Genomic DNA, 20,194 nt, shown 5'->3' with positions numbered 1-20,194 from the left:
GGAGTTGTCCACAACCGGTGGACTGTCCCCGGGAATCGAGCAAGATCATCGCGACGGGGCCGAGGTGGCCGATCCTCGTCGCATGGGACTTCGATCACGTTCACGTACAGCGACCGCGACCAGTGGGCCGGGCCGTGGGCCGGCGTCCGACGGGCGCGTCCGTCATCGTCGGCACGCGTCTGTCGCACGCGGGCGGATCCGTCGGGATCATGCGTCGGCGGAGGAACTCCGGCGGCGGGCAGGGGTTTTGTTCGGTGAGTCGGCCGGGTCGGCGGCGCCTGCCGGGTCTGCCGAGCTCGGCGGTTCGGCTGAGCTTGCGGGGTCTGTCGAGCTTGCGGGGTCGGCTGGGACGGCCCGGTCGGCCGGGCCTTCGGGGCGGGCGGAAACGGTCGAACGGGCCGGGGAGCGGCGGGAGTCGGGGCAGGGGCCACCAGGGCCGCCGGGGCCGCCGGGGCCGCCGGGTTTCGTCGGTGTCGAAGAGACCCGGCGAGGGCCGGTTGCCGTGGGTGCTTTCGCCGGGCCGGAGGGCGAGGACGGTGGCGTGGCGGAGGGAGCCTGGCGGGAGCGGGCCGGGCTTGCGCTGCGGGAGCGGATGCCGCTGTGGTTGCAGGCCAGGTGCGGTCTGGAGCGGCGCAATGTGCTGGCTCTGACGGTGGTGCTCGTCGTCGCGGCGGGGTTCGCCGTGCAGCACTTCTGGGCAGGCCGCTCGCAGACAGTGCGGCCGCCGGAGGTGGTGCGGGCGGCAATGCCGTTCGGGGAGCGGCAGGAGAGCGGACAGGCCGCCGGGGAGCGGGGCCCGGCTGCTGCCGGGATGCCTGCCGGGGCTCCTTCCGGAGCTGCCTCCGGGTCCGTCAAGGCGGGGACGGCCGCGATCGTCGTGGACGTCAGCGGCAAGGTCCGCGACCCGGGGATCCACCGGCTGCCGGCCGGATCGCGGGTGGCGGACGCGCTGCACGCGGCCGGCGGGGTGAAGCCGGGCACGAACACCGACGGGCTCAACCGCGCCCGGTTCCTCGTGGACGGCGAGCAGGTGATCGTCGGAGGGCCTGCTCCCGTCGGGGGAACCGGGGCGGGCGGTACGGCCCCTGGCGGTACGGCCGGTGCGGCCGGTGCGGCTGCGGGAGCGGCGGCCGCACCGGCGGCTCCCGTCCCGCTCAACACCGCCACCGCGGACCAGCTCGACACCTTGCCGGGTGTCGGCCCGGTGCTGGCCCAGCACATCATCGACTACCGCACGCAGCACGGCGGGTTCCGTTCCGTGGACGAACTGCGCGAGGTGAACGGCATCGGCGACCGCCGTTTCGCCGACCTGCGGAACCTCGTACGGCCATGAGGAGCCTCGCCGGCCCGCCGTCCCCGCAGGACGAGGCCGCGTCCGGGCTCCGGCCCGCCCGGTCGTCCGTGCACGCTTCCTCCGGCACACGCCTGGGCACCGCCCGTCCACGCCAGGAGGGCCCGACGGACCTGCGGCTCGTACCACCCGCCCTCGCGGCCTGGGGGACGGCGGCGCTCATGCTCGACGCGGCGCCGGAACGGGTCCTCGGCATCGTGATCGGCTGTCTGGTGGCCGTCGGACTGCTGCCTCTGATCCGGCGGCGCCGGACGGCGTCATGGCCGCGGGCCTCGGCGGCAGCCCTGCTGCTGTGTGTGGCCGCGGCTGCCGCCTCGGCCGGGCTGCACGGGGCCGATCTGCGCCGGGGGCCCGTGCCCGGCCTGGCGCGGGAGTACGCGACGGTGACCGCCGAGGTCGAGCTCACGTCGGACCCACGGCTCACCCGGCCGAGGGTCCGGGGCGATCACGTTGCTCCGACGGCCGTGCTGATCGACGCCGACGTGCAGCGCGTCCAGGAGGCGGGAGGCACGGCGGTGACGACGAGGGCGCCGGTGCTGCTGATCGTCGACGCGGACGCGGCGCCTCCCGGCCGGGAGGCCGGTGGGCGGGGGCGGTCACCGTGGCTCGGCCTGCTGCCGTCGACGCGGCTGCGGGTCAGTGCGCGGTCGGCGCCCGCGATGACGGGCGGCGACCGGATCGCGGCCGTGCTGCGGGTGCGGGACCAGGGCGAACCGGTCGTGGTGGGAGAGCCGTCGGGACCGCAGCGGCTCGCCGGGCGTCTGCGCGCCGGGCTGCGCGAGGCGACCGACGGACTGCCTGCGGACGCCCGGGCCCTGCTGCCGGGGCTGGTGGTGGGGGACACCTCACGAATCACTCCGGAGCTGGAGGAGGCGTTCAAGGAGACCGACCTCACCCACACTTTGGCTGTTTCCGGGGCAAACTTCACCATTCTCCTCGCACTGCTGCTCGGGCCGCCGGGCCTGGCGCAGCACGTCGAGCGGCGGGGGCTCGCGCCCCGGCTCGGTATCTCCCTGCGCGGGGCGGCGGTGCTCGGGGGTGCTCTCTCGCTCGGGTTCGTCATCGTGTGCAGACCGGACCCGAGCGTGGTGCGGGCCGCGGCCTGCGGGGCCGTGGCGCTGCTCGCCCTGGCGACCGGCCGCCGCAGATCGATGATCCCCGCGCTGGCGACGGCGGTTCTGCTGCTGATGCTGTACGACCCCTGGCTCGCGCGGAGTTACGGGTTCCTGCTGTCCGTCGTGGCGACCGGGGCCCTGCTCACGCTCGCGCCGCGCTGGAGCGCCGGGCTGCGGCGGCGGGGGGTGCCTCCGAGGCCGGCTGAGGCGCTGGGCGCCGCCGCGGCGGCGCAGGCCCTGTGCGCGCCGATCGTCGCCGTGCTGTCGGCGCGGGTGAGCCTGGTGGCGGTGCCGTGCAATCTGCTCGCGGAGTTCGCGATCGCGCCGGCGACCGTGCTGGGGTTCGCGGCGCTGGCCACGGCGCCGGTGGCGATGCCGGTGGCCGAGGTGCTGGCCTGGTGCGCGCACTGGCCCGCCGAATGGATCGCGCGGATCGCCCGGACCGGGGCGGCGCTGCCGGGCGCGGGAGTGGACTGGCCGGGCAGGTGGACGGGCGCGGCGCTGCTCCTGGCCGTGACCCTCGTGGTGGTGCTCGTCGGACGGCGGCTGCTCGGGCATCCCTGGTGGTGTGGGGTCTGCGGCGTGCTGCTGGTGCTGGTGGTGGTGCAGCCGCCGCCGCTGACCCGGGTGGTCACGGGCTGGCCGCCGCCGGGCTGGCGGCTGGTGATGTGTGACGTGGGGCAGGGCGATGCCCTGGTGCTCGCGGCGGGCGAGGGGACCGGTGTCGTGGTGGACGCGGGACCCGACCCGCAGCTCGTCGACCACTGCCTGCGCTCACTGGGCATCAGCAGGATCGCGCTGGTCGTACTCACCCACTTCCACGCCGATCACGTGGCGGGCCTGCCCGGGGTGCTGCGCGGGCGGGCGGTGGGCGCGATCGAGACGACAGGATTCGAAGAGCCCGCGGCCCAGGCCGCGTTCGTACGGAGACTCGCGGCGGCACGGCGGATCCCCGTGACACGGGCAGCAGCCGGAGAGCAGCGGCGTACGGGGGAGTTGGCCTGGCAGGTGGTGTGGCCGCCCCCGAGCCCGCCGCCGGACTCGCCGCCGGTCTCGCCCCCAGGGGTGGCCCCGGGGCTGCTTCCTGCTCATCCGGTGCCGGAGGGGCCGAACGATGCCAGTGTCGCCATGCTGGTCCGCTCGGGCGGACTGCGCCTGCTGCTCCTCGGGGACCTTGAGCCCCCGGCGCAGCGGGCACTGGCCCGGTCGCCGGCGGCCGAGGCGCTGGAGGGCGTGGACGTGCTGAAAGTCGCCCATCACGGCTCGGCGTACCAGGATCCGGGCCTCATGGGCCGGGTCGCCCCGAGGCTGGCCCTCATCTCCTGCGGTGAGGACAACTCGTACGGGCATCCTGCGCCCGGCACGGTGGCGGCGCTGCGCGACGGGGGTGCGGCGGTGCTGCGGACGGACCGGGACGGCGCGCTCGCGGTCGTGGGAGAGGGCGGAGAGCTGAGCGTGGCGCGAGACTGAGGGCATGAACTCAGCACAGGTTGATGCCTACCTTCGCCGACTGGGAGTCGAGCACCCGGCGTGGCCCACGGTCGACGCGCTGCGCGAGCTGCACCTGAGCCATCTGCAGACCGTGCCGTTCGAGAACCTCTCGATCCACCTGGGCGAGGAGATCGTGCTGGAGGAGAAGCGGCTGCTGGACAAGGTGGTGGGCGCGCGGCGGGGCGGGTTCTGTTACGAACTCAACGGCTTGTTCGGGGCGTTGCTCGCCGCGCTGGGGTACGACGTGGCGCTGCTGGCGGCGCGGGTGTACGGCGACGAGGGGCGGCTCGGGATCCCCTACGACCATCTCGCGCTGCGGGTGCGGACGGTGGACGGGGGTGATTGGCTGGCCGATGTGGGGTTCGGGGCGCACAGTCACCTTCCGCTGGCGTTCGGGGACCGGGGAGAACAGGAGGATCCGGGCGGCACGTTCCGCATCGTCGAGGCGGAGCCGGACGCGGCCGGGGTGCGTGGCGGGCACGGCACGGTGGAGGCGGCGGACCTGGACGTGTTCCGGGGCGGCACACCGCAGTACCGCCTGGAGGTGCGGCCGCGGGTGCTGGGCGATTTCGTGGCCGGCGCGTGGTGGCACAGCACGTCACCGGTGTCGCATTTCACGCGCTCGCTGGTCTGTTCGCGGGTGACGCAGGACGGAGGACGGATCACGCTCAGCGGGCGCAGGTTCACGGCGACGGAGGCCGACGGGACGCGGGAGGTGCGGGAGCTGGAGACGGACGAGGAGGTGCTCGGGGCGTACCGGGAGCGGTTCGGGATCGGGCTCGGCACAGTGCCGGCATTGCGAGATCCCGCGTAGACGCGGGGCGGCCAATTCCGGCCACACAGGGCTACATACGCCCACATATGGCGACCCCGGGACCACCCGGCACCACACGGGGCTACTCGTGCGTAGTACCAGCACATCTGCTGGATTCCCGTGATGTGGTCCCGTGTTGCCTCGAAAGCCTCACCAGTGGTCGAATGCGTCTTCGGCAATGTGTGATCAACAGTGATCGACAGGCGATTTCGAGCCACTCAGGGAGTCTGGATGATCGGCCGCTGGCGGGGAAGCCGCACCAGCCGGGTGCAACGGACGAGTCCCCTGGCGGCGGTGCCGACACCGCCGAGCGCGGGAGTGCTGGCCTGCCGGGTGCTGGACCCGGTCAACGAGCCGGTCAGAAACGCGGAGTTCGCGGTCACGGACGCCGCGGGGCGGCCGGTGGTCAGCGGGGGAGCGGACCCGTACGGGTCGTTCGTGACGACGGTGCCGGCGGGGGAGTACCGGCTCGCGGTGTCGGCGGAGGGGTACACGCCCTACCGGGCGACCACGCAGGTGGCCGAGAACACGCTCGCGTCCCTCGGGGACGTGACGCTCCAGGTGGCACGGCCGCCGGAGCTTCCCGACGCCGGTGACTGGGAGATCGAGTCGGCGCACTCCTCCATCGCCTTCACCGCGCGGCACATCGGACTGGCCCGGATCCACGGGCAGTTCAAGTCGTTCGCGGGGGTCGTACGGGTCACCGATCCGGTGGAGCGGTCGGCGATGCACGTGGTGATCGACGCGGCGTCCATCGACACCAACATGAGGATGCGCGACGACCATCTGCGCTCGGCGGACTTCCTGGACGTCGAGCGGTTCCCGACGCTGGAGTTCTACAGTGAACGGTTCCTGCACAAGGGCGGGAACCGGTGGGCCGTGACGGGGGCGCTGTCGCTGCACGGCGTGACGCGGACGGTCACGCTGGACACGGAGTACCTGGGGCTGGGCAACGGCATGGAGGGCGAGGTGCGGGCGGCCTGCCGGGCCACGACCGAGCTGCACCGGGACGACTTCACCGTGAGCTGGCAGACCATGCTGGCGCGGGGCATCGCGGTGGTGGGGCCGAGCATCAGGGTCGATCTCGACGTACAGGTCGTCCGCAAGGGCTGAGCGGCCGGGCCGCGACGCGGTGTCGGACAATGTCCGGCGTGAGTGACGTGCGACATGTGCTGGTGCTGCCCGACCGAGACGCGGCGGAAGAGGTGGTGGAGGCGCTGCGGGAGCGGTTCGGGGTCGTCGAGGAGCCGCAGCTGGTGCGGGACGCGCTGGCCGGGGAGGACGACGCCGAGGACGCGCAGTGGCTGGTCGTCCTGCGGGACGAGGACGGGCGGCTGGACGCCGGGGAGCTGGACGGCCTGGCCGGTGAGTGGGAAGGCTGGCGGGAGGAGCCGTAGGGCTCCCGGTCCCGTGCGCGCGGGAGGAGCCGTAGCGGCTCCCGGTCCTGTGCGCGGGCGGTTGCGGCGTCGCCGCACGTCGGGGGTCCCGTCCGGGCCCGCTGTCAGTGGCACGTGGGATGCTTGGCGCAATGGCCAGGAAGACTGCGAATGACGACCCCCTCGCCCCGGTGACGCTCGCCGTGGGCCAGGAGGACCTGCTCCTCGACCGTGCCGTGCAGGAGGTGGTGGCCGCCGCGAAGGCCGCCGACGCCGACACGGACGTACGGGACCTGACCCCGGACCAGTTGCAGCCCGGCACGCTCGCCGAGCTGACGAGCCCGTCGCTCTTCGCGGAGCGCAAGGTCGTGGTCGTACGCAACGCGCAGGACCTGTCGGCCGACACGATCAAGGACGTGAAGGCGTACCTGGGCGCCCCCGCCGAGGAGATCACCCTCGTGCTGCTGCATGCCGGCGGAGCCAAGGGCAAGGGGCTGCTCGACGCGGCGCGCAAGGCGGGGGCGCGTGAGGTGGCCTGCCCCAAGATGACGAAGCCGGCGGACCGGCTGGCGTTCGTGCGGGGCGAGTTCAGGACGATGGGACGATCCGCCACGCCGGAGGCGTGCCAGGCACTCGTCGACGCCATCGGCAGCGACCTGCGGGAGCTGGCCTCTGCGGCGTCGCAGCTGGTCGCGGACGTCGAGGGGACGATCGACGAGGCGGTCGTCGGGCGGTACTACACCGGGCGGGCCGAGGCGTCGAGCTTCACGGTCGCCGACCGGGCGGTCGAGGGGCGGGCGGCGGAGGCCCTGGAGGCGCTGCGCTGGTCGCTGGCGACCGGGGTGGCGCCGGTGCTGATCACGAGCGCGCTCGCGCAGGGCGTCCGGGCCATCGGGAAACTGTCGTCCGCGCGGGGTGGGCGGCCGGCCGACCTGGCGCGGGAGCTGGGGATGCCGCCGTGGAAGATCGACCGCGTGCGTCAGCAGATGCGGGGCTGGACTCCGGACGGCGTGTCGATCGCACTGCGGGCCGTGGCCGAGGCGGACGCGGGAGTGAAGGGCGGGGGCGACGACCCCGAGTACGCCCTGGAGAAGGCAGTGGTCACCATCGCCCGAGCGGCCCGCTCCAGAGGACGCGGCTAGCCGTACCCGGGCCGATCGGCGTCGGGCCCCGACGGCACCTTCCTCCGCGGGTCATCCGCCTGCGGCTTGTTTCGGGGACCGCCTCGCGCCGGGCCATCCGCCTGCGGCTTGCTTCGGGGACCGCCCTGCGCCGGGCCATCCCGCTACGGCTCGCTTGAGGGACCGCCTCGCGCCGGGCCATCCGCCTGCGGCTTGTTTCGGGGACCGCCCTGCGCCGGGCCATCCCGCTACGGCTCGCTTGAGGGACCGCCTCGCGCCGGGCCGTCCCCGTACGGCTCGCTCAGAGGCCGCCCCCGCGCCGGGTCCGCTCGGCACGGCTCGCCCCGTGAACCGTCCCGCCTCAGAACACCGGCTCCCCCACCCCCAGCAGGTTCCCCTCGCTGTCGCGGAACCAGGCGCCGCGTTCGCCTCGGGCGCCCTTGCTCGGGTAGTTCCCCTCGATCTCGGCGATGCCGCCCTGCGTGCGGAAGCCGGGGGCGTCGACCTCCTCGAAGACGACGCCGCGCCGCTTCAGCTCGGCGACCGCCGCCTCGATGTCCTCGACCTCCAGCGCCATCTGCGTGAACGTGCCGGGCGAGGACCCCGTGGAGCGGAACAGGACGAACTCCGCGCCGCCGCAGCGGTAGAGCAGCCCGCCGGGCCGCTCGTCGACGGGATCCAGGCCGAGTTTCTCCGAGTAGAAGCGCCGCGCCCGCTCCAGGTCCTGGGCGGGGAGCCTGGTCGCCACGCGGACCAGTACCGGCGCACTGGTGTCAGCTTTGTCCATGTTTCCACTGTGCCGTGATCGAGTCGCCCTCCTCCTGCCGAAGAGGAGAATCGGGTGTATCGGCCGTACGTCGCCAAGTGACGGAGAGGTGGCGAAGACCATGGCTGAACACCCGCACGCAGCGCTGGTCCGCAAGGGATTCGAGGCATTCTCTCGCGGTGACATGGACACCCTGCGCGGACTGATCGCCGGGGACGCCACCCACCACGTGCCCGGAGACCACCCGTTGTCGGGTGACTTCAAAGGGCTGGACTCGATCATCGAGATGTACGAACGGCTGGGCGCGGAGACGAACGGGACGATGCGCGCCGATCTGATCGGCATCTGTGTCGACGGGCGTGGTCACGCGGTCGGCATGACCCGCTTCACGGCCCAGCGCAACGGCAAGACCCTCGACGACACCGGCTGCATCATCTTCCGGATCGTCGGCGACAAGGTCACCGACCTCGACGAATGCGTCGAGGACATCGACAAGAACAACGAGTTCTGGTCCTGAACGGGCCGAAGGCCCCGCCGGCCGCTCTGGGGAAGAGCGGAAGGCGGGGCCTTCGATTCAAGCTGCTGGATCCGCGCCCGCGTGGCGAACGCAGGCCGCGCGCGGATCCGAGGGGTGCCGGACGGGAGCGGATGAGAGAGGGCCCGCTCGATTCCCTCCGGCGTCACATCAGATGTCAGCCCTTGAGCGCGTCGACCTTCTGAGCCAGCGCCGACTTCTTGTTGGCGGCCTGGTTCTTGTGGATGACGCCCTTGGAGACGGCCTTGTCGAGCTGACGCGCGGCGACGCGCTGGTACTCGGTGGCCTTCTCGACGTCACCCGCGGCAGCAGCCTCACGGGCCTTGCGGATCGCGGTCTTGAGGGAGGACTTGACGGCCTTGTTGCGCAGCCGCGCCTTCTCGTTGGTCTTGATCCGCTTGATCTGGGACTTGATGTTCGCCACGAATGAGCCTTCTCAGGTTCTGGCACGAGGGCGCACGCAACCGCGCGCTTCCCGCACCGGGTGATTTCTTGAGGTAGTGCCTCCTGCGAGAGGGCACGAGGCACAGCCACCCAGGCTACCAGTGGCCCCTTCCGCGGCCCAAACCCGTCCGTGGTCCCCACCCGTGGGACCATGGAGGCTACGTATCGATCCGACCCGAGACCGCAGACACTGCGGACGCCTCAAGAATCAGGACCCTGCGTGCCCGCGACCCCCAGCCACGTGCCCGAGCCGAGCCGTACCGATCCGGCTCTGATCCGCAACTTCTGCATCATCGCGCACATCGACCACGGCAAGTCCACGCTCGCCGACCGGATGCTCCAGCTGACCGGAGTGGTCGAGCAGCGGCAGATGCGCGCCCAGTACCTCGACCGCATGGACATCGAGCGCGAGCGTGGCATCACGATCAAGTCACAGGCGGTGCGTCTGCCGTGGGCTCCGACCCACGACAAGAACGACACGCACATCCTGAACATGATCGACACCCCCGGGCACGTCGACTTCACCTATGAGGTCTCCCGGTCGCTCGCCGCGTGCGAGGGGACCATCCTCCTGGTCGACGCCGCCCAGGGCATCGAGGCGCAGACCCTCGCCAACCTCTACCTGGCGATGGAGAACGACCTCAAGATCATCCCGGTGCTGAACAAGATCGACCTGCCGGCGGCGCAGCCCGAGAAGTTCTCCGAGGAGCTCGCCAACCTGGTCGGGTGCGACCCGGAGGACGTCCTCAAGGTGTCCGCCAAGACCGGCCTGGGCGTCGAGGCGCTGCTCGACAAGGTCGTCGCGGAGATCCCCCCGCCGGTCGGCGTCGCGGACGCCCCGGCCCGCGCGATGATCTTCGACTCGGTCTACGACTCCTACCGCGGTGTCGTGACGTACGTCCGTGTCATCGACGGTCAGCTCAACAAGCGCGAGCGCATCCGGATGATGTCCACCAACGCCACGCACGAGCTGCTGGAGATCGGCACCAACTCGCCGGAGATGCTGTCGGCCGACGGCCTCGGCGTGGGCGAGGTGGGCTACCTCATCACCGGTGTGAAGGACGTCCGCCAGTCCAAGGTCGGTGACACGGTCACCAGCCAGCACAAGGGCGCCGAAGAGGCGCTCGGCGGCTACAAGGACCCCAAGCCCATGGTCTTCTCGGGTCTGTATCCGCTGGACGGCTCGGACTACCCCGAGCTGCGCGAGGCCCTGGACAAGTTGCAGCTCAACGACGCCGCGCTGGTCTACGAGCCGGAGACCTCCGCGGCCCTCGGCTTCGGCTTCCGCGTCGGCTTCCTCGGCCTGCTGCACCTGGACGTGATCCGGGAGCGGCTGGAGCGCGAGTTCGGTCTCGACCTCATCGCCACCGCGCCGAACGTGGTCTACCGCGTTCTCATGGAGGACGGCACCGAGCACACCGTCACCAACCCCAGCGAGTTCCCCGAGGGCAAGATCTCGGAGGTCTACGAGCCGGTCGTGCGGGCCACCATCCTGGCGCCCAGCGAGTTCATCGGCTCGATCATGGAGCTGTGCCAGACCCGGCGCGGCACCCTGCTCGGCATGGACTACCTCTCCGAGGACCGGGTCGAGATCCGCTACACGCTGCCGCTCGCGGAGATCGTCTTCGACTTCTTCGACCAGCTGAAGTCCAAGACCCGCGGCTACGCCTCGCTCGACTACGAGCCCACCGGCGAGCAGACCTCCAGCCTGGTCAAGGTCGACATCCTGCTGCACGGCGACAAGGTCGACGCCTTCTCGGCGATCACCCACAAGGACGCCGCGTACGCCTACGGGGTGCGGCTCGTCGCCAAGCTGCGCGAGCTCATCCCGCGGCAGGCCTTCGAGGTGCCCATCCAGGCCGCCATCGGCTCCCGGGTGATCGCCCGCGAGACCATCCGCGCCATCCGCAAGGACGTCCTCGCCAAGTGCTACGGCGGTGACATCTCCCGTAAGCGGAAGCTGCTGGAGAAGCAGAAGGAAGGCAAGAAGCGGATGAAGATGGTGGGTTCCGTAGAGGTTCCGCAGGAGGCCTTCATCGCCGTCCTGTCGAGTGATGACAGTGCGGGGTCGGGCAAGGGCAAGAAGTAACCAAGGATTACCGAGGGTTACACCGCAATCCGGGTGAACAGGGGCCCGCCGTACGAAAGTGCGGCGGGCCCTGTGCGTACGTGGGGTAGCTCTCTGTACGAAGTGACAGGCCGCGGCCCCTTACGCGCGGGCCGGTCGCCCTTTACTCTGATCCCTGCTCGATAGTTACTCACGAGTTAAACAAGGGCTCGTGAGTGAACCCAGCCGCACCTGAGCCAGCCGCATTGTCGCGGGCCCCGGAGGATGTCGTGAGCGACGCACAGACCCTGATCGAGAACCGTCCGCCGTCCGTGGCGGGCCTCTTCCTGGAGCGCGTGACGGCCACGCCGGACGCCGAGGCCTATCGGTATCCGGTCCCGTCGTCGGCGGGCCAGGGCCCGGACGACTGGAAGTCGCTGAACTGGGCGCAGGCAGCCGAGCGGGTCTACGCCATCGCGGCGGGCCTCATCGAGCTGGGCGTGCGGCCCGAGCAGCGCGTCGCCCTCGCCGCCGGCACCCGGATCGAGTGGATCCTCGCCGACCTCGGCATCATGTGCGCCGGCGCGGCCACCACCACGGTGTATCCGCAGACCAACGCCGACGAGTCCGCGTACATCCTGTCGGACTCCGAGAGCCGGGTGCTGATCGCGGAGAACGCCGAGCAGCTGGCCAAGGCCAAGGAGAAGCGCGCCGAGCTGCCCGAGCTGACGCATGTCGTGGTGATCGACGCGGCCGGGGTGGAGACCGCCGACTGGATCCTCACCCTGGACGAGCTGGAGAAGCGCGGCGCGGCCCGGCTGGAGAAGGACCCCGACCTCGTCAAGGAGCGGGTCGGCGCGATCACCAAGGACCAGCTGGCCACCCTCATCTACACCTCCGGCACCACGGGCCGCCCCAAGGGTGTGCGCCTGCCGCACGACAACTGGTCGTACATGGCGAAGGCGATCGCCGCGACCGGGCTGGTCAGCACCGAGGACGTGCAGTACCTGTGGCTGCCGCTCGCGCACGTCTTCGGCAAGGTGCTGACCTCCGGGCAGATCGAGGTCGGGCACGTCACCGCAGTGGACGGCCGGGTCGACAAGATCATCGAGAACCTGCCGGTGGTACAGCCGACGTACATGGCGGCCGTGCCGCGCATCTTCGAGAAGGTCTACAACGGCGTGGCGGCGAAGGCCCGGGCGGGCGGCGGCGCCAAGTACAAGATCTTCCAGTGGGCGGCCGAGGTGGCCCGCGAGTACGCCAAGGTCTCGCAGGACAACTTCCGCCGGACCGGGACCGCGTCCGTGCCGTTCGGTCTCGGCGCGAAGCACAAGGTCGCCGACGCGCTGGTGTTCGCCAAGATCCGCGAGGCCTTCGGCGGGAACCTGCGGGCGTGCGTCTCCGGCTCCGCCGCCCTCGCGCCGGAGATCGGCTACTTCTTCTCGGGCGCCGGCATCCACATCCTGGAGGGCTACGGCCTGACCGAGTCCTCGGCGGCGTCCTTCGTGAACCCGGGCGAGGCCTACCGCACCGGCACGGTCGGCAAGCCGCTGCCCGGCACAGAGGTGCGGATCGCCGACGACGGCGAGATCCTGCTGCGCGGCCCGGGCGTGATGGAGGGCTATCACAACCTGCCCGAGAAGACCGCGGAGGTGCTGGAGCCGGACGGCTGGTTCCACACCGGCGACATCGGGGAGCTGTCGCCCGACGGGTACCTGCGGATCACCGACCGCAAGAAGGACCTCATCAAGACCTCGGGCGGCAAGTACATCGCCCCGGCGGAGGTCGAGGGGCAGTTCAAGGCGGTGTGCCCGTACGTGTCCAACATCCTGGTGCACGGGGCCGACCGGAACTTCTGCACGGCGCTCATCGCGCTCGACGAGGTCGCCATCACCGACTGGGCCAAGGACAACGGGCTGGAGGGCAAGCCGTACGCGGAGATCGTCGCCTCGCCGGTCACGGTGGAGATGGTCGACGGGTACGTGAAGCAGCTCAACGAGGGGCTTCAGCGGTGGCAGACCATCAAGAAGTTCCGGCTGCTGCCGCGTGACCTCGACGTCGAGCACGGGGAGATCACGCCGAGCCTGAAGCTGAAGAGGCCCGTCGTGGAGCGGGAGTACAAGCATCTGATCGAGGAGATGTACGACGGCTCTCGCGAGGCGTAGGGGGCGGCGGGGGCTGTGTGGCGGCTGCGGGTGCGTCGTGGCCGTTCGCGCCCACGCGGCGGAGCCGCACGTCGACACAGCCCCGCACCCCTAGGTGACTTCTCCCACCCGGCGTCGCAAGTCCTGGACCTCCGCCCTGAGGCGTTCCACCTCTCTGCCTTTTCGGTAGAGGTCCAGGAAGACGCTGACCTTGGCCCTGAGCACCCACGGGTCGAAGGGCTTGGTCACGTAGTCCGCGGCGCCCGTCGCGTAGCCGCGGAAGGCGTAGCCCGAGTCGTCGTCCGCGCCGGTGAGGAAGATGATCGGGACGTCACGGGTCTGGTCGAGGCGTTTGATGTGGGCGGCCGTCTCGAAGCCGTCCATGCCGGGCATGCGGATGTCGAGCAGGACCAGGGCGATGGGCTGCCGCAGCAGGGCCTTCATCGCCTCCTCGCCGGAGCGGGCGCGTACCAGCGGTTCGTTGAGGGCGGCGAGGACGGCCTCCAGGGCGGTCAGGTTGTCCTCCATGTCGTCGACGAGGAGGATTCCGGCGCGTTCGGGGTGAGTGGCCGTGCTGCTCATGCCTCTTCTTCCGTGCCCTCGGGGTCCAGCAGTTCGCACACGACCGTCAGCAGGCCGTCGATGTCCACCGGCTTGGGCACATAGTCGTTGGCGCCCCGGGCGATGGACTTCTCCCGGTCTCCGGGCATCGCCTTCGCGGTCAGGGCGACGATCGGCAGGCCCGCCCAGCGGGGTGTGCGGCGGATCGCGGAGATGGTTTCGTAGCCGTCCATCTCCGGCATCATGATGTCCATCAGGACCAGTTCCACGTCCCCGCTGCGCTCCAGTGTCTCGATGCCCTCGCGGCCGTTCTCCGCGTACAGCACGGTCATGCCGACCCGGCCCAGGACATGGGTGAGGGCGAAGACGTTGCGGATGTCGTCGTCGACGATCAGCACCCGCCGGCCGGCCAGGATCCGGCCCGGCCTGCCGGACGTCCACGCCTCCAGCTTGGTCGGGGACGGCCAGGCGTCGTCCGTGTCATGCGCCACCGGGAACGGCTCGGCGGCCGGCCGGAGGGGCAGCGGCAGGCCGGTGCGGTCCTCGGGGCCCGGTACCGGTGCCGGTGCCGTGTGGCCGGGGCTGACGACCGGGACGTAGAGGGTGAAGGTGGACCCCTTGCCCGGTTCGCTCTCGGCGACGATCCGGCCGCCGAGCAGGCCCGCGATCTCCCGGCTGATGGACAGGCCGAGGCCGGTCCCGCCGTACTTGCGGTTGGTGGTGCCGTCGGCCTGCTGGAACGCCTCGAAGATCACGGGGAGCTTCTCCGGCGCGATCCCGATGCCGGTGTCGGACACGGTGAACGCGATGACGTCGTCGGTGTCCCGGACCCAGCGGTGCTCGGCGTCCTGCACCCGGTCCACCCGCAGCTCGACCTTGCCGTTCGCGGTGAACTTGATCGCGTTCGAGAGCAGGTTGCGCAGGATCTGCTGGAGGCGCTGTTCGTCCGAGTACATCTCGCGCGGTACGTCCTCGCCGACCGCCACCTCGAAGGCCAGGCCCCGGTCCAGGGTGAGCGGACGGAAGGTGGCGTGGACGTAGTCGAGCAGCTTGATGAGGGGGAGCCGCTTGGGGCGTACGTCCATCCGGCCGGCCTCGATCTTCGACAGGTCGAGGATGTCGTTGATCAGCTGGAGCAGGTCCGAGCCCGAGCGGTGGATCGTCGTCGCGAACTGCACCTCCTGGTCGGAGAGATGGCCGTCCGGGTTGTCGGAGAGCAGCCGGGCGAGAATCAGCAGGGAGTTCAGCGGCGTGCGCAGCTCGTGCGACATGTTGGCCAGGAACTCGGACTTGTACTGGGAGGACGTGGCCAGCAGGGCGGCCTTCTCCTCCAGTTCGGCGTTGGAGCGCTGGAGCTCGCCCTGCTGCTTCTGGAGTTCGTCCGAGCGCTCCTGGAGCTGCATGGCCAGGCGCTGGGACTCGCCGAGCAGGGATTCCGTGCGGGAGTTGGCGATGATCGTGTTGATGGCGACGCCGATGGTGTTGACGAACTGGTCGAAGAACGCCAGGTGCACGTCGGAGAAGCGGGAGAAGGAAGCCAGTTCGATGACGCCGAGCAGTTTGTCCTCGAAGAGGATCGGGATGATGACGATGGTCGTGGGGGCCGCCTCGCCGAGGCCGCTGTTGATCTTGATGTAGTCGGGCGGGGCGCCCTCGACCAGGATCCGCTTCTTCTCCCGGGCCGCCTGCGCGACCAGACCGTGCACCGGCAGGCCGCCGGTCTCCACGGTCGCGTCCTGGGCGGCCCCGTAACCGGCGATGAAGGCCAGGCCCTTGGTGGGAACCGTCGCGCCGTCCTCCTCCGGGTCGGCCAGGTAGAACGCGCCGTACTGGGCGTTCACCAGCGGGGTCAGCTCGCGGAGTATCAGGTCGGCGACCTCCATCAGGTCCCGGTGGCCCTGCATCAGGGCGGCGAGCCGAGCCAGGTTGGACTCCAGCCAGTCCTTCGCGCGGGTCGTCTCACGCAGGTTGGCCACCATCAGGTTGATGTTGTCCTTCAGCTCGGCGACCTCGCCCTGTGTCTCCACCGTGATCGAGCGGGACATGTCGCCCTGGGCCACGGCGGAGGCGACCTCGGCGATGGCGCGGACCTGGGTGGTGAGGTTCGAGGCCAGTTCGTTGACGTTCGTCGTCAGGCGCTTCCAGGTGCCGTAGACGCCCTCGACCCTGGCCTGGCCGCCGAGCTGTCCCTCGGAGCCGACCTCGCGGGCCACGCGCGTGACCTCCGAGGCGAAGGAGGACAGCGTGTCGACCATCGTGTTGATCGTGGTCTTCAGCTCCAGGATCTCGCCGCGCGCGTCCACGTCGATCTTCCGGGACAGATCGCCCTGCGCCACGGCCGTCGCGACCTGGGCGATGTTGCGCACCTGGGAGGTGAGGTTGTCGGCCATGGAGTTGACGTTGTCCGTCAGGTCCCGCCAGACGCCGGAAACGCCCAGCACCTGGGCCCGCCCGCCGAGCCGGCCGTCGGTGCCGACCTCGCGGGCCACGCGCGTGACCTCGTCGGCGAAGGCGCGCAGCTGCTCCACCATCGTGTTGACGGTGTCCTTCAACTCCAGGATCTCGCCGCGGGCGTCGACCGTGATCTTCTTCGACAGGTCGCCGTTGGCGACGGCCGTCGTCACCTGGGCGATGTTGCGGACCTGCGAGGTCAGGTTCAGCGCCATGAAGTTGACGTTGTCGGTGAGGTCCTTCCAGACGCCGGAGACGCCCCGGACCTGCGCCTGGCCGCCGAGGTTGCCTTCCGTGCCGACCTCGCGGGCGACGCGGGTCACTTCGTCGGCGAAGGCGGAGAGCTGGTCCACCATCGTGTTGATCGTGGACTTCAGCTCCAGGATCTCGCCCTTGGCCTCGACCGTGATCTTCTTGCCCAGGTCGCCCTGGGCGACGGCGGTGGAGACGAGGGCGATGTTCCGCACCTGGGAGGTGAGGTTGTCCGCCATGAAGTTGACGTTGTCGGTGAGGTCCTTCCAGACCCCGGAGACGCCCCGGACCTGGGCCCGGCCGCCGAGGTTGCCCTCGGTGCCGACCTCGCGGGCGACGCGGGTCACTTCGTCGGCGAAGGCGGAGAGCTGGTCCACCATCGTGTTGATGGTCGACTTGAGCTCCAGGATCTCGCCCTGCGCGTCGACGGTGATCTTCTGCGACAGGTCGCCGTTGGCCACGGCCGTCGTCACCTGGGCGATGTTGCGGACCTGCGAAGTCAGGTTCGACGCCATGAAGTTGACGTTGTCGGTGAGGTCCTTCCACACCCCGGACACGCCCCGCACCTGGGCCCGGCCGCCCAGCTGGCCCTCGGTGCCGACCTCGCGGGCCACGCGGGTGACCTCGTCGGCGAAGGCGGACAGCTGGTCCACCATCGTGTTGACGGTCAGTTTCAGCTCCAGCAGCTCGCCGGTCGCCTCGACCGTGACCGTGCGGGTCAGGTCGCCGCGGGCCACCGCCGTCGTCACCGCCGCGATGTCCCGCACCTGGGCCGTCAGCCGGGACGCCATCGTGTTGACGGCCTCCGTCACGTCCCGCCAACTGCCCGACAGGCCCTGCACCTTGGCGCGGCCCCCGAGCCGCCCCTCGGTGCCGACCTCGCGGGCCACCCGCGTCACCTCGCCGGTGAACAGGGAGAGCTGGTCCACCATCTTGTTCACGGCCCGGCCCAGACGCCGCAGGTCACCGCGCAACTGCCGCGTGCCGTCGTGCAGATCGACCCGCTGGGTCAGATCGCCGCCGGCCACCGCGTCCAGCACGCGCGTGGCGTTCGCCGCGGGGGCGACCAGGGCGTCGAGCAGCTGGTTCACGTCGTTGACCCGGGACGTCCACAGACCCTGGCCCGGGCTGGCCGAGAGCCGCTCGTCGAGCCGGCCGTGGCGGACCAGCTCCCGTCTGACGCGCTGCACCTCGGTGGTGAAGTGGACGCTGCGGTCCATGATCTGGTTGAAGACCGCGGAGAGTTCGGCCGCCATCCCGTGGCCGGATTCCGGCACCTTGGTGAAGTCGCCGTCACGGGCGGCCGTCATGGCGGCGAGCAGGGGACGCAGATCGGATGCACGAATCTGACCGTCTTCGTACCGGTCTTCGACCACAGGAGTAGCACTGTTCTCACTCATGACGGCCCACTTCGGTAACTCGGCGCTTATGGGCGTAGTCAGTCTGTCACTCTGTCGGCATCGACTGTGGCGTATTCGTACGAACTGCCCGGGGAGCCGTCCATGGGGGCCATTCCGACGCAACGGGAGACCGTCTCCCGTGCCTCAGAGGCGCCTGCACACGCTGGGGAGACGCCTGTGCCCGTCCAGGAGGGGCCCGTTTTTGAGGAGCCCGCACCCCGTGCGGAGGCGTACGCGCCGGGGGGTGCGCGGGCGTGCGCGACCCTGCCCGGCAGTTCGCTCGCGCCGGGCGCCGCCCGCGACCTGGTGCGCGCGGCGCTCACCGAGTGGACCGAACTCGGCCTGCCCGGCGCCGAGCACCTCACCGACCGTCTCGCCGACGACGCCGTGCTCGTCGTCAGCGAACTCGTCACCAACGCCGTCGTGCACGCCGGCACCGACGTCGAGATGGAGTGCCGGCTGGAAGGCGACGCCCCCGGCACGGCGGCGCTCGTCGTCGAGGTCTCCGACCACCACCCCTCCCGCGCGCCCCGCGGCAGCGAGCCGGAGACACCGCACGACACCCCCGAGCACGGGCGCGGCCTGCGGCTCGTCGGTGCGCTCTCCGAGGCGTGGGGGATCACGTACCGCACGGGCCGCAAGACCGTCTGGGCCCGGCTGCCCGCCGCGGGGTGCACGGCGGGCGAGCAGATCGAGGCGTACGCCGGGGAGCACGCGCTGGCGCGCGGCCTGCGGGTCGCGGAGATCCTGGCACCCGAGCCGCACCCGGACGACGAGGCCGGGGAGGCCCTGGGGAGCCGGCGTGGCACGGGAGAGCCGTGGGATCTGCGTGAAGCGGGAGAGACCTGGGGCTCGCGTGAGGGCGGAGAGGCCCGGGACTGGCCGGACTTACGGGAAGTCGACGGCCTGCGTGACTGGAACGACCTGCGGGACTGGCGGGACCGGCACGAGAACCGCGACGGACGCAACGGGCCCGACGGCGCCTGGCTCGGCCGTGGCGCCCTCTCCTTCCTCGCCGAGGCCTCCGACCTGCTGGCCGGGCAGCTCGACGAGGACCTGGTCGCGGCCCTCGCCGGGCAGCTGATCGTGCCGCGGCTGGCCGACTGGTGCGCGGTGTGGCTGGAGGACGAGGCCACCGGCGGCGGCTGGAGCGGCGGAGCCGGCGTGGGAGGACCGCGCCTGGCCCGAGTCTGGCACGGCAGCGAGAACCGCATCGAGGAGCTGCGCCGCGTCCTGGAGAAGGACCCGCCGCAGCCGTTCGACCTGACGGGGACGTCCCCGTTCGAGCGTGGCCGGGAGCGCGGCGGGTCCGGGCCCGTCGACTACCCCTGGCCCGGCGAGGCGCTCGGGGACGGCGAGCCCGGCGCGGCCCTCGCGTACCGGCTGGTCGCCGGAGGGCGCCCGCTGGGCACCCTCGTCATCGGACGCTCCGGGAAGGCCGGCTTCCCCGACGAGATCACCGGCCTCGTCGAGGACCTCAGCCGCCGGGTGGCCCTCGCCATCGGCGCCGCCCGCCAGTACGCCCGCCAGGCCACCATCAGTGCCGTCCTCCAGCGCGGACTGCTGCCCGGTGCCGTGGCCGAGATCCCCGGCATGCGCAGCGCCCTCGTATACGAGCCGTGCGACAAGGGAGGTCCGAGCGGCGACTTCTACGACCTGTTCCCGGCCGGCGACGGCCGCTGGTGCTTCGCCGTCGGCGACGTCCAGGGCAAGGGGCCCGAGGCGGCCGTCGTGATCGGCCTGGCCCGGCCCTGGCTGCGGCTGCTCGCCCGCGAGGGGTACCGCGTCGCCGACGTCCTCGACCGCCTCAACCAGCTGCTGCTCGACGACGCCACGGAGGCCGCGGACGCGGCGGCCCGGGCCCTGGTGGCGGCGGGGGCACGGCCGACCCCGCCCGGCGACGGCCCGCAGACGCGCTTCCTGTCCTTGCTCTACGGCGAGCTGGTCCCCTTCGACGGCGGGGTCCGCTGCACCGTCGCCTCCGCCGGGCACCCGCTGCCCCTGCGGCTCGGGGCGGGCGGCGAGGTCCACCCGTGCGCGCAGCCGCAGACCCTGCTGGGCGTCGTCGAGGACGCCACCTACACCAGCGAGACCTTCGAGCTGCGTTCCGGCGACACGCTGCTGTGCGTCACCGACGGTGTGACCGAGCGCCGCTCGGGCTCGCGCCAGTTCGACGACGGGGACGGGCTCGCCGCGGCACTGGCCGGGTGCGCCGGGCTGGACGCGGAGCTGATAGCCGAGCGGATCAAACGGCTCGTGCACGAGTTCGGAGCGCGGCCCCCGGCGGACGATCTCGCCCTGCTGGTGCTCCAGGCGGACTGACCGC

At 71.3% G+C, this 20,194-nt stretch carries 14 protein-coding genes; 10 read left to right on the top strand and 4 right to left on the bottom strand.

Annotated features, from left to right (window positions below; genetic code table 11):
* Positions 1 to 82 precede the first annotated feature (82 nt).
* The 6 genes from RFN52_RS13340 to holA all read left to right on the top strand — a co-directional run bounded on the left by RFN52_RS13340 (position 83) and on the right by holA (position 7,289).
* Positions 83 to 1,333 (top strand): ComEA family DNA-binding protein, encoded by a 1,251-nt coding sequence (locus tag RFN52_RS13340; protein ID WP_184846276.1) that lies wholly within the window; start codon positions 83 to 85, stop codon positions 1,331 to 1,333.
* A complete protein-coding gene (locus RFN52_RS13335; protein ID WP_184846274.1) occupies positions 1,330 to 3,936 on the top strand; it encodes a ComEC/Rec2 family competence protein in 2,607 nt (868 codons plus the stop codon). Before RFN52_RS13340 ends, RFN52_RS13335 begins: the two co-directional genes overlap by 4 nt.
* A 4-nt stretch (positions 3,937 to 3,940) precedes the next feature.
* The gene (locus RFN52_RS13330; protein WP_184846272.1) at positions 3,941 to 4,771 is read left to right on the top strand and encodes an arylamine N-acetyltransferase family protein; all 831 of its coding nucleotides are present in this window, start codon (positions 3,941 to 3,943) and stop codon (positions 4,769 to 4,771) included.
* Positions 4,772 to 5,002: 231 nt separating this feature from the next.
* On the top strand, positions 5,003 to 5,884 hold the full coding sequence (locus tag RFN52_RS13325) for a YceI family protein (protein ID WP_184846270.1): 882 nt from the start codon (positions 5,003 to 5,005) through the stop codon (positions 5,882 to 5,884).
* 38 nt (positions 5,885 to 5,922) lie between these two features.
* The gene (locus RFN52_RS13320; RefSeq protein ID WP_079129358.1) at positions 5,923 to 6,168 is read left to right on the top strand and encodes a hypothetical protein; all 246 of its coding nucleotides are present in this window, start codon (positions 5,923 to 5,925) and stop codon (positions 6,166 to 6,168) included.
* Positions 6,169 to 6,299: 131 nt separating this feature from the next.
* Entirely contained in the window at positions 6,300 to 7,289 is a 990-nt protein-coding gene (gene holA / locus RFN52_RS13315; protein ID WP_184846268.1) for a DNA polymerase III subunit delta, read from the top strand.
* A 340-nt stretch (positions 7,290 to 7,629) separates the two neighbouring features.
* On the opposite strand, the gene RFN52_RS13310 is transcribed toward holA, so the two are convergent.
* Positions 7,630 to 8,055, bottom strand: coding sequence for a VOC family protein (locus RFN52_RS13310; protein WP_184846266.1), 426 nt, complete (start codon positions 8,053 to 8,055; stop codon positions 7,630 to 7,632).
* Between the two features lie 100 nt (positions 8,056 to 8,155).
* Here RFN52_RS13310 and RFN52_RS13305 point away from each other — a divergent pair, with 100 nt between their 5' ends.
* Positions 8,156 to 8,551 carry a nuclear transport factor 2 family protein gene (locus RFN52_RS13305; RefSeq protein ID WP_184846264.1) on the top strand — a complete coding sequence of 132 codons (396 nt, stop codon included), beginning with the start codon at positions 8,156 to 8,158 and terminating at the stop codon, positions 8,549 to 8,551.
* A gap of 175 nt (positions 8,552 to 8,726) precedes the next feature.
* Here the strand turns inward: RFN52_RS13305 and rpsT are convergent, their stop codons facing one another.
* Positions 8,727 to 8,993 (bottom strand): 30S ribosomal protein S20, encoded by a 267-nt coding sequence (gene rpsT / locus RFN52_RS13300; protein WP_184846262.1) that lies wholly within the window; start codon positions 8,991 to 8,993, stop codon positions 8,727 to 8,729.
* 240 nt (positions 8,994 to 9,233) lie between these two features.
* On the opposite strand from rpsT, the gene lepA reads away from it, so the two are divergent.
* The gene (gene lepA, locus RFN52_RS13295; protein ID WP_184846260.1) at positions 9,234 to 11,102 is read left to right on the top strand and encodes a translation elongation factor 4; all 1,869 of its coding nucleotides are present in this window, start codon (positions 9,234 to 9,236) and stop codon (positions 11,100 to 11,102) included.
* A gap of 248 nt (positions 11,103 to 11,350) precedes the next feature.
* Positions 11,351 to 13,225 carry an AMP-dependent synthetase/ligase gene (locus tag RFN52_RS13290; RefSeq protein ID WP_184846258.1) on the top strand — a complete coding sequence of 625 codons (1,875 nt, stop codon included), beginning with the start codon at positions 11,351 to 11,353 and terminating at the stop codon, positions 13,223 to 13,225.
* 90 nt (positions 13,226 to 13,315) lie between these two features.
* Here RFN52_RS13290 and RFN52_RS13285 read toward each other — a convergent pair whose 3' ends face one another.
* Both RFN52_RS13285 and RFN52_RS13280 read right to left on the bottom strand, forming a co-directional pair.
* Positions 13,316 to 13,786, bottom strand: a complete 471-nt coding sequence (locus tag RFN52_RS13285; RefSeq protein ID WP_184846256.1) for a response regulator — start codon at positions 13,784 to 13,786, stop codon at positions 13,316 to 13,318.
* Positions 13,783 to 17,778 carry a HAMP domain-containing protein gene (locus RFN52_RS13280; protein WP_425579484.1) on the bottom strand — a complete coding sequence of 1,332 codons (3,996 nt, stop codon included), beginning with the start codon at positions 17,776 to 17,778 and terminating at the stop codon, positions 13,783 to 13,785. The genes RFN52_RS13285 and RFN52_RS13280 overlap by 4 nt, the downstream gene beginning before the upstream one ends.
* A 192-nt stretch (positions 17,779 to 17,970) precedes the next feature.
* On the opposite strand from RFN52_RS13280, the gene RFN52_RS13275 reads away from it, so the two are divergent.
* Positions 17,971 to 20,190 carry a SpoIIE family protein phosphatase gene (locus RFN52_RS13275; protein ID WP_184846252.1) on the top strand — a complete coding sequence of 740 codons (2,220 nt, stop codon included), beginning with the start codon at positions 17,971 to 17,973 and terminating at the stop codon, positions 20,188 to 20,190.
* The last annotated feature ends 4 nt before the right edge of the window (positions 20,191 to 20,194 follow it).

It is taken from the genome of Streptomyces collinus (assembly GCF_031348265.1).
GTDB classification, from domain to species: Bacteria; Actinomycetota; Actinomycetes; order Streptomycetales; family Streptomycetaceae; genus Streptomyces; species Streptomyces collinus.
The sequence above is the reverse complement of the archived record's forward strand: the minus strand, read 5'-3'. Positions and strand labels throughout refer to the sequence as shown.